Source organism: Aquisphaera insulae (genome assembly GCF_011064615.1).
GTDB lineage: Bacteria > Planctomycetota > Planctomycetia > Isosphaerales > Isosphaeraceae > Aquisphaera > Aquisphaera insulae.
On record NZ_JAALJH010000167.1, the window covers coordinates 1 to 8,260 of the forward strand.

Below are 8,260 nucleotides of genomic sequence, written 5' to 3' on the forward strand. Positions count from 1 at the left end.
AAGTCGGAACCGGGCAGCGGCGGACCGCGCGGCATCCTGGGGAGCATCCAGAATGCTGGTCGGATCGCGATTGATCAGTCGACGTCGATGGGCGGTTCAGGTGCGATTCTGGACAACAACGGGTTCATCCAGGTGCAAGGGGGCACGCTCGCAGCGAACGGAGCGTCGTTCCTCAACCGAGCCGACGGGTTCATCACGGGGCTGGGAACGCTCGATACGAGCGGCGTAGGGGCGTTTACCAACAACGGCACGGTGGACCTCGCCTCGCCGAGCGTGCTCGACATCCTGCCGGGGACGTCTGGAGTGGCGGTGACGTTCGCCTCGTCGGCGGACATGAATGCCGCCACGGTGACGAACGCGGCGAACTACCTTCTGACGGCCAGTGGTCGGGACGGCGTCTTCGGGAACGGCAACGACGTCAACCTTGCGGCTCACATCCTGGGAATCCGCTATGACGCCACCTCGAAGGTCGCCACGATCCAGCTTGATTCGCCGCTGCCGACGGACGTTCTCCGGCTCACGTTCAAGGGCGACTCGATCCTTGATGCCAACGGAACGAAGGTGTTCGACGGCAATTTCAGCCGTCGCTTCCTGCCGCCGGGTGTGCAGATTCTGGGACTTGATCAGAGCGTGACTGTCGCGGAGAACTCGTCGGTTGGCGGAACGTTGACGGGGTTCACGCAGGATTACGTGAGTCCCACGTTCGCGATTGATACCGCGCCTGCGCGTGGAACGGCCGCGGTGAGCGACGCCAACACGGGCGCGTTCGCATACACTCCGTTGCCGTACTTCAATGGTGGGGACCAGTTCACCTTCCTGCCCACCGCGGCCTGGTACTCGTCCGCGCCGGGCACGGTCGACGTGACCGTCACACCGGTGGATTATCCCCCCGTCGCAGGTCCGGTAACGGCCAGTACCACCGATCAGCACGCCATCGTGATTCCGGTGCTCCAGGGCGTGACCGATCCCGATCCGGAGGACTCGGTTCGGATCGTCGCGATCGGCACGCCGTCAGTGGGTATCGCAGCCATCACGGAAAACGGCACGACCGTGACGTACACGCCGAATGCCAACCAGCATGGCTCCGTCACGTTCAGCTATGTGGTCCAGGACAGCGGCGGCATGCAAGCCACCTCGACGATCACGGTCAACGTCACCGATGTTACCGCGCCATCTGTTGTTGACGTGCTGGTCGAGTTCGGATCGCAGCACGTCTCGATCATGAATCTCAGTCGCACGCTCCCCTGGTTCAACATCCGGGCGATTGACGTCGTCTTCAGCGAGGACGTGGACCTTGTCGCGCAGGCTCTCTCGCTTACGGGCAGGAACGTCTCGCGGTACGGCTTCAGCGGGTTTGACTACAACGCCGCCAGCGCCACGGCGAAGTGGCAGTTGAGCAACCCGCTGGACGTCGATCGGATCCTGATGGACCTGGGCGGCACATCCTCCCTGGCCGTTCGAGACCTGGCGGGCAATTCACTCACAGGGGGGGATTTCCGAAAGACGCTTTTGGTTCTCCCCGGTGATGTGAACGGTGATGGGGCGGTGACGGCCGGCGACATGATCGTGGCTCGCAATTCGATCGGGGTGACGGTTCTGGATCCGTCCCTTTTCGCCGACGTCAACGGCGACGGCAAGGTTGACATCGCGGATTACAACCTGGTCCGGACCCGGATTGGCCGGAGGCTTCCTCGGTAAATTCCCGTTCATGGATGGTTCAACGCCATGGAGGGCGTGTCGTCTCTCGGCCGTTTCAGTCCACCGATGCACTAATCTCCCGTACCCAAGGACCACGAGAATGATGTGTGACGATCGAAGCAAGAAGACGAGCCCCTTCAGGAAAGTCCTCTGCGGACTGTTCGGCGGGGTGCTCCTCGGCCTGTTCCTTTCAGGTCCCGCCTCCGCAGGCCTGATCATCAGCGTGCCCTCGGGGCTCTCGGTGACGCCTGGGGCCACGGTCGGTTTCGATGTCCTTGTGCAATACGTTGGCGCGGACTCCGGTCCCTTGGACCTGGCGGGATATACGGTTGGCCTGGAACTGGCCATGTCATCGGGCCTTCAGTTCACGTCACTCACCTCGCCGACGGGGTCCGTACCGTACGTCTTTGATCTTCCCGATTCCGGAGCGGTGGGGCCGACGGCGACGGACTCGATCGGTTCGGGAGTGACCAGTCTGATCTTCTATGATCTGACATCCGCCGCGAGCGGTCGCCTCCCCGTACGGACGTTGTACCCTGGTGATTCCTATGCACTGGGTCATGTGGAAGTGACGGTTGGGACCGATGCCGCACCGGGCATCTATGCCCTCACGCTTTCGCCAACAGTCAGCCAGGGAGGGATCTCGGACCTGAACGATCCCAACGGCGTAACCGTCCTTACGTCCGTGGAGAGCGGATCGATCGTGGTACGCGGGTCGATGGTCATTCCAGAGCCGAGCTCGCTCCTGCTGGGAGCAACGGGCCTGAGTGGGTTGCTCCTATTTGCTCTCCGCCGGGCGACGGGTATGCACACGGCGTGATCGCTGGTCAGGCCGTCACGCCCTTCTGGGAATCGGGCGTCGGCACGATTGTCGTCGAGCGATTTGATTGCACAACTTGACATCCCACGGGCCCAAAACGACAACCGACGAGGCCCGTCGCCGCCCCATAGTGGAAGGGAGGTGACGGGCCTCGGTCGTTCCATGGAAAGCCACGGCAATCAACGAGGAACGGTCGCCTCGACCGCCGGGACGGTCAGCTCCGCAGTCTCGGCGTGCTCGGCGACAGGAACGGCAGCAGCCGTCGGGACCGGCTCGGCCGCGGCCGCGGGAGGCGATGTCGTCGGCGACTGCGCCGGCGGGGCAGCCGGGGCCGTGGGCAGGACCTCCGGGGTCGCGGGGGTCATTGGACCCACCTGGACGAGGTTCACCCGCATCCAGCCGGAGGGATCCAGCGGCGAGAGTGAGCGGATGGCGAAGCCGCGGAGGTTCAGATTATCCAGAGAAACCTTCATGGGCTGGGTCCGGATCTTGGCGGCCATGGCATTGATGACCAGGGCGCCCGTGAAGCGGGTCAGGGGAGAACCCTTGCTCTCATCCTCCTCGATGGCGAGGACCTGAGAGTTCGGCGAAGGCATGAAGTCATGGATCTTCGCCGTGATTTGCCGCGTCGCGGGGTCGAACTGGTGTGAGAAGGCCACCTCGAGCTGCGGGATCTTCATCCGCAGCACCTTGCCGCGGACGCCGACCACCGAACCCGCCTGGCTTTTGGGGTCGGGCGCGGGGACCTCGATCTGGACGTCGTGGATGATCGCCACGAGATAGCCGCGGGCGTCGGCCGCGAAGTCGGGCGGCTGGGAAGGACGCTTCACGCGGATGGCCGTGATCTTCGCGTTGTTCTTCGACCGGACGTCGTCCACGACCTTCAGGTACGTCGGGAAGTCCACGTTCACCCGGACCGCCGCGGCCTCGCCGGGAGGCGTTCCGGGGGGGACGTCGTTGGTCCGGACCATGACGTTCTCCACCGCCTGGACGGCCGGCCGTTCGAACAGGCCGCCGACGATCCCCTCCAGGACGGAGACGACGTGGACGTCGGCCGTCAGGCCGTCGGACGGGACGGCGAGCGTCGCGGGCTGGGGCGAGTCGGCCCCGCGCTGGCGATCGCCGGAACGGCTCTGGAGCAGGCCGCCGACGTAGACCGCGTCCGGGCGCGACCGCAGCGACAGGCCGCTCACCAGGAAGTCCTGCACGGTCGCCGTGTCGTTGCCCGGGAGGAACGGGCGGATCTGGGCATTCCGCTGGGCGGTTTCGCCGGCGATCCGCGTCTCGGCCTCTTCCTGGGCCTCGCCTGGGATCCGCTGGCGGAACTGGCCGATGGCCCCCTCATAGACCTTCTGATTGATCTTCTGCTGGTCCATCCCCACCAGGCCGGCGACCGCGCGGCCGAGGCCGCCTCCCTGGGCCGGGACCGAGCAGATTTGCGCATCGATGTTGTGGTTGTAGGCGGGCCAGATCTGGAGGCCGGAGGTGCGGAGCATCGTGTAGATGGTCAGCTCCGCCTGGTCGACGGTGGTCGCGGAGAAGACGTACAGCTTGGCGGCACGCTGACCCTGCGGGTCGCTGGCGATCTGGTTCTGGAAGTCCGTGATCGGGGTGACGCTGGTCAGCATCTGCTTGTTGTAGAACATGATGCCGTCGTCGCTGGGGAGCAGCCCGAAGCCGGTCTTCGGGCCGGCCGTGACCTGGGACCAGTATCCCTTGCGGTAGACCGGGCCGCTCGCCACGAGCCACTGGTTGAACAGGGGCGAGACCGTGTTCACGTCCGCCGTGACGTCGATATTGGGCTGGTTGAAGAGCGCGCTCACGGCGTTCTGGAGGTCCCACGAAGGCTGCCAGGGGAACTCCTGATTTCGGGTCCGCAGCAACCGGAGCGCCTCATGGACCTTCTTCAGCCCTTCCAACCGCTGGGCGACCGTGGTCGCGGCGTTGTACTGGGAGAGGGCCTTTCCCAGGTCATTGGCGACGAAGTCGGACCAGCGCTGGCGGTTCGCACGGACCGCGGCGTCGTCGGTGGCCGGCAGATTCCGGATCGTCTCGTCGAGCCGAAGCTCGGCCCGCTCGAGCTGGATCCGGGGGCCCGCCCAGCTTGCCAGCTCGCCACGAAGCTCCTGGGCCGGTGACCAGGGGACCGCGGCCAGGGCGTTCGAGACCTGGTCAAGCCGCTCGAGCGCGGCGAGCCGCGAGGCGGAATCAGTCGCCTTCGTGTAGCCGTCCAGGTCTCCCTGGATGGAGTCGAAGAGGGCGAGCCAGCCAAGGGCGTTGGGCTGCTGGGCCCCGGGTTGGTCCAGCGTGGCCCGGATCGACTCGATCGACTTCTTGACCCCCGCATAACTCGGCGGCGCGGGTGCCGCCTCCGCTCGTTCTCTGCCTCCTGGCCACCCGCTCGACAGCAATCCGGCTGCGAGTCCAGCAAGAAGCACGCGTCGCATTCGTTCGGTCCCTCGGATGTTTCAGCCGGCGGCGCAAGGACATTCGGAATCCTTATCGCCCCCGGATCTCAGGTTGCTTGATCGATTTCAGCGTATCTTACCAGGCCACATCGGGCTTTCCCATTCACTCGCATCTCTCGCCCAGCAGCCACGATCGGAAGGTCCTTTTCGCGGTTTTGGGGGGGGAGGACAGGCCGCCTCGGGGCGTGCTACAATCCTCGTCCCGACCCGCACTTGCCTCAGAATTCACCCTCTCCCATCCCGGCCGGGTCGGGCCGGTCATCGGGTCGTGATGATTTCATCCCATCGTCTTCCGCCGGGGCGGGGTTCGTGTCCGGGAGATATCGAACATGCCTCAAGACTATTTGTCTCATTGCTTTAGGTCGATTGCGCCGGGCCGGCTCGCGGGCGTCCTGTTGCTTTCGACCGTGGTCGGGTGTGAGTCGTCGAGCGGGCCGGAGCCGGCCCGGGGCCGGCCCCCCGAGGCGACGAAGTCCGGCGCCGCGAAGTCTGCGGGGTCAACCCAATCGGGAAAACCGGCAAGCTCTGCGGCCTCATCGACTAGCAACTCGCAGGCCGAGCCGCTGAAGTCCACGATCGCGGGGGACCGGCAGACGGTCCTCTCGACCGTCTCCCTGACCAAGCAGACGGAGTCCAGCCCGTTCCGCTTCACCGAGGTCGCCAAGGACTGGGGCATCGACTTCGTCGAGTTTTCCGGGATGACCCCGGACAAGTACTTCCCGACCGCGAACGGCTCCGGCCTGGCGATCTTCGACTATGACAACGACGGCCTGATGGACCTCTATTTCGCGACCTGCACGGAACTGCCCCTGGGATCCGGGACGCGCAAGGAACCGAACCGGCTCTTCAAGAACCTCGGCAAGGGCAAGTTCAAGGATACGACCGAGGCCGCCGGCGTGGGCTTCAAGGGCTTCTGCCACGGGGTGATCGTCGGCGACCTCGACAACGACGGCGATCAGGACCTCTTCCTCTGCAACTACGGCCCCAACGTCCTCTATCAGAACAACGGCGACGGCACGTTCAAGGACATCAGCAAGGCCGCCGGCGTGGACCGGTCCAACTGGTCCTCCGGCGGCGCCATGCTCGACTACGACAACGACGGCTACCTGGACATCTACGTCGCCAACTACGGCCGCTGGAACTATCCGGAAGACCACGTCAAGGTCGGCGACCTCGAGAAGAAGATCTACCTCTACTCGTCGCCCCGGACCATCAAGACGGTCAAGCACCTGTTCTATCACAACAACGGGAACATGACGTTCACGGATGTCTTCGACAAGGTGATCACCGTCGAGCAGGAGGAGGTCGTCGGCCACAAGGAGGAGGAAGATCCCGTCACCAAGGCGAAGAAGACGGTGGACGTCAAGGTGCGGAAGCGAGTGCCGCACCCCCGCGACGACGGCCACGGCTTCGGCGTGGTCGCCGCCGACCTCAACGAGGACGGCCTGGTGGACCTCTACGTCGCCAACGACATGAATCCGCACTTCCTCTTCCTGAACCTGGGGAACGGCACCTTCGATGACGTTTCCGAGGTCTCCGGCGCGGCGTTCGACAACAACGGCATGGCCCAGTCCGGCATGGGGGTGGACGCCGAGGACGTGGACGGCGACGGCCTCCCTGAGCTGATCGCGACCCACTTCGCCAACGAGTACGCCACGTTCTACATGAACTACGGCAAGGGGCTCTTCTACGACAACACCGCCTTCTTCGGCCTGGCCTCCGACACCATGCCCTTCGTCAAGTGGGGGACCGCCTTCGCGGACTTCGACAACGACGGCTGGCCCGACCTGTTCATCTCCAACGGCCACGTGGACGACAACCGCCACAAGCTCAATCAGCCGGTCGACTACGAGGAGATCCCGCTCCTCTTCCGGAACATGCAGGGCAAGCGGTTCCGACTCTCGACCAGGGATGTCGGCCCCTACTTCGACACCAGGCACGTCGGCCGCGGCGCCGCGTTCGGCGACCTGGACAATGACGGCGACATCGACATCGTCGTCAACGAGAAGGACCGGCCCGCCGCGGTGCTCCGCAACGACACGCCCGGCAAGAATCACTGGGTCCGCCTGATCCTCCAGGGGACGAAGAGCAACCGCGACGCCGTGGGTGCCAGGATCGAGGTCGAGACCGGCCTGACGTTCACGGATCCCCGGAAGAACGAGAAGAAGCCCTGGAAGATCTATCGCCAACGGAAGGGAGGCGTCAGCCTGGAGTCGGCCAACGATCCGCGCGTGCTGATCGGCGTCGGCGAGGTCGCGGAGATCCCGAAGATCACGATCCGCTGGCCTTCCGGTGCGGTGAGCACCCTCGAGAAGGTGAAGGTCGACCAGGACCACAAGGTCGTGGAGCCGAAGGACGCCGCCCCGGCGAAGAAGCCCGGCTGATCCCGGTCATCGACCCGGGCGCGGGCCGGCCCGCGCCCGGTAAGACCGCGAATAAATCCGCGCCCGGCCCGAATCACTTCTGGGGTTCGGCCTCGGGAAAGGCCATCCCTTCTTTTCATGGGCGGAGGGGCCGAGATGCGAACCGCGGACGCGACGACCGATTTCGGGGCGAAGTCGAGCTGGGAACCGGCCTGGCGGGAATGGCCGAGCGTCCGGATCGGCGTGATCGGCCGGGCCTGGCGGCTCTACCGGCAGGAATCGACCACCTGGTCGCTCGCAATCCTGGTGGCATTCCTCGCCACCGCGTTCGGCGATCTGATCCTCAACGGGGTCTTCACGGTCGCGTCGCACGGGCTGTTCGGCGGCGTGCATCCGATCGGCGTGTCCCGGGGCGTGATCCTCCCTTCCGTCGTCGGGGCCGGACTCGCCGGCTACTTCGTGGGGGCCATGGTCCGGATGGCGCTCGGACAGCTCGACGGCAGACGGCCGCACCTCGAGGACCTCTTCCGCGTCAACGACGTCTGGCTGGACCTGGTGCTCGGGGCGGTCCTCATGGGTCTGATCTACCTCGTCGGCATGTACCTCCTGGTCATCCCCGCCCTGATCGCGGGCGGCCTCCTCATGCTCACCTATCCGCTGATCGTGGACCTTCGCCTGCCGGCCACGGGGGCGATCATCCAGAGCTACGAGGCCCTCAAGTCGCAGTGGCTGGGGGCCACGATCGTCCACCTGGCCATCGCCTTCGTCGCCAGCCTGGGAATCGTGCTCCTCGGTGTGGGGATCTTCATCACGGGCCCGCTCTATGCCCTCTCGACGGCCGTCCTCTACGACGAGGTCTTCCGGCACGGTCGCGTCGTCTCGCCCAAGAAGTCACACGGGTTCGACGAGAT

The 8,260-nt window shown here is 65.2% G+C and carries 5 protein-coding genes; 4 read left to right on the forward strand and 1 reads right to left on the reverse strand.

The features are described from left to right. The coding region (locus tag G6O54_RS36040; RefSeq protein WP_165235617.1) for an Ig-like domain-containing protein at nucleotides 1-1,698 on the forward strand (1,698 nt) is incomplete at its 5' end. Between the two features lie 100 nt (nucleotides 1,699-1,798). Then, nucleotides 1,799-2,518: a hypothetical protein gene (locus tag G6O54_RS36045; RefSeq protein WP_165235620.1), complete on the forward strand. Its 720-nt coding sequence runs from the start codon at nucleotides 1,799-1,801 to the stop codon at nucleotides 2,516-2,518. Between the two features lie 179 nt (nucleotides 2,519-2,697). Here G6O54_RS36045 and G6O54_RS36050 read toward each other — a convergent pair whose 3' ends face one another. Beyond that, nucleotides 2,698-4,965 (reverse strand): hypothetical protein, encoded by a 2,268-nt coding sequence (locus G6O54_RS36050; RefSeq protein ID WP_165235623.1) that lies wholly within the window; start codon nucleotides 4,963-4,965, stop codon nucleotides 2,698-2,700. A 350-nt stretch (nucleotides 4,966-5,315) separates the two neighbouring features. Here G6O54_RS36050 and G6O54_RS36055 point away from each other — a divergent pair, with 350 nt between their 5' ends. After that, nucleotides 5,316-7,370: a CRTAC1 family protein gene (locus tag G6O54_RS36055; RefSeq protein ID WP_250847248.1), complete on the forward strand. Its 2,055-nt coding sequence runs from the start codon at nucleotides 5,316-5,318 to the stop codon at nucleotides 7,368-7,370. A 135-nt stretch (nucleotides 7,371-7,505) separates the two neighbouring features. Then, the coding region (locus tag G6O54_RS36060) for a hypothetical protein (protein ID WP_165235626.1) at nucleotides 7,506-8,260 on the forward strand (755 nt) is incomplete at its 3' end.

What these genes read in the sequence shown, in the direction of transcription:
- G6O54_RS36050 (WP_165235623.1), bottom strand. Translation starts at nt 4,965, where the DNA reads ATGCGACGCGTGCTTCTTGCTGGACTCGCAGCCGGATTGCTGTCGAGC.
- G6O54_RS36045 (WP_165235620.1), top strand. Translation starts at nt 1,799, where the DNA reads ATGATGTGTGACGATCGAAGCAAGAAGACGAGCCCCTTCAGGAAAGTC.
- G6O54_RS36055 (WP_250847248.1), top strand. Translation starts at nt 5,316, where the DNA reads ATGCCTCAAGACTATTTGTCTCATTGCTTTAGGTCGATTGCGCCGGGC.